The 1,319-nt window shown below is 69.5% G+C and carries 1 protein-coding gene; it reads right to left on the bottom strand.

What is annotated here, in order from left to right; all coding sequences use genetic code 11:
* Positions 1-30: 30 nt before the first annotated feature.
* A protein-coding gene (locus ABD823_RS34355; protein WP_344867122.1) for an IS3 family transposase occupies positions 31-1,247 on the bottom strand; the annotation gives its coding sequence in 2 pieces (ribosomal slippage) (positions 31-968 and positions 968-1,247; 1,218 coding nt in all).
* Between the last annotated feature and the right edge of the window lie 72 nt (positions 1,248-1,319).

Raw genomic sequence — 1,319 nt, 5'->3', positions numbered from 1 at the left:
TGAACCGCGCCGGGTTTCGTGGAGGCCGGGTTATCTGGCTCCGGCGAGGATAGCCGGGCCGTTGTCGGTTCGGTAGGCAGCTTCGAACTCCGCCGGAGGACGGTCGCCGCAGGCGCTGTGCAGCCGCCGGTTGTTGTACCAGTCGACCCACTCCATCGTGGCGATCTCCACGTCGTCCAGACCTCTCCACGGGCCTTTCCGGTGGATCAGCTCGGTCTTGTACAACCCGATCGTGGTCTCGGCCAGCGCGTTGTCGTAGCTGTCACCGCGCGAGCCGACCGAGGCGACCGCACCGGCGTCGGCCAGCCGCTCGGTGTAGCGAATCGCCAGATATTGACCGCCCCTGTCGGAATGGTGGACCAGCCCGTCCAGACGGCGCTCGCCGCGCCGCCAGATCGCCATCTCCAGCGCGTCCAAGGCCAGGTCGGTGCGCAGGTGGCCGGCCAGCCGCCAGCCCACGATCATCCGCGAGTAGGCGTCGATGACGAACGCGGCGTAGACGAACCCCGACCAGGTCGGGATGTAGGTCAGGTCCGCCACCCACAACCGGTTCGGCGCAGGGGCGGTGAAGTCGCGCTCGACCAGGTCGGCCGGGCGCGCCGCCGCCGGTTCGGTGATCGTGGTGCGCTTTGTGCGGTCACCGCGGATCGCGCCGGTCAGGCCGAGCCGCCGCATCAGCCGGGCCACCGTGCACCGGGCCACGCGCACGCCCTGGCGGTTGAGCTCTTTCCATATCTTGCGTACGCCGTACACCTCGAAGTTCTCCCTCCACAGAGCCGTGATCTCGGTCATGAGCTCCTCGTCGCGCAGCGCTCGCGCCGACGGCGGGCGGGTCTTGGCGGCGTAGTACGTCGAGGGCGCGACCTCGAGGACCGCGCAGATCGGCTCGACGCCGAACCGATGGCGGTGGGCGTCGATGAAGGCGACTACCTGGGCGGTCGAGGGTCGAGTTCCTTGGCGAAAAAACAGGCCGCGGCCTTGAGGATCTCGCCTGCGCGACGCAGCTCGCGGACCTCGCGTTCCAGTTCGGCGATCTTCTGGGCGTCGCTGGTGGAGGTGCCGGGCCGCTGCCCGTCGTCGATCTCGGCCTGGCGCACCCAGCCGCGCAGGGCCTCGCGGTGCACGCCGAGTTGGTCGGCCACGCGGGCGATGGCGCCGGGCGCGCCGCCGGTCTGCCGGCGGATCTCGAAGACCATCCGGACCGCGCGCTCACGCAGTTCGTCGGGGTACTTCCTGGGGGCTGGCATGGTGTCGTGGTTCTCCCTTCCGCCAGCAGATGATGCTGGCTTCAGGGCCTCCACGAAACCCGGATCGGTTCA

This window comes from Planomonospora alba, assembly GCF_039534085.1.
Classification (GTDB): Bacteria; Actinomycetota; Actinomycetes; order Streptosporangiales; family Streptosporangiaceae; genus Planomonospora_B; species Planomonospora_B alba.
The sequence above is the reverse complement of the archived record's forward strand: the minus strand, read 5'-3'. Positions and strand labels throughout refer to the sequence as shown.